The following is a 250-nucleotide window of genomic DNA, read 5'->3' as shown; positions in this document are numbered from 1 at the left end:
ATACGATACCTCTTTTTGAATCTGCTGATGACCTGAAAAAGCTAATAAACAAAATTAAATCAGACTCTACACCTCCTGATGAGCCCAAAGATCCAGATACATCTAATGTGTTTTTATTGTACAAAGAATTTGCTACCCCCAGCCAGATTCAAGTATTAAGGGATAGATATCAAAAAGGTATTAGTTGGGGAGAAGCAAAGCAAGAACTGTTCCGGGTCATGAAGAAGGTGAACTTATATCTGCCTCAAAG

1 pseudogene is annotated in these 250 nt (G+C 37.6%); it reads left to right on the top strand.

The window, feature by feature from the left end:
* Positions 1-250, top strand: a pseudogene (locus KVT27_RS25605) (tryptophan--tRNA ligase); the annotation flags it as partial.

The sequence above is a fragment of the Lysinibacillus sp. GbtcB16 genome (assembly GCF_019091145.1).
Classification (GTDB): Bacteria; Bacillota; Bacilli; order Bacillales_A; family Planococcaceae; genus Lysinibacillus; species Lysinibacillus fusiformis.
Note: the sequence above shows the minus strand (reverse complement) of the source record. Positions and strands in the feature narration are given on the sequence as shown.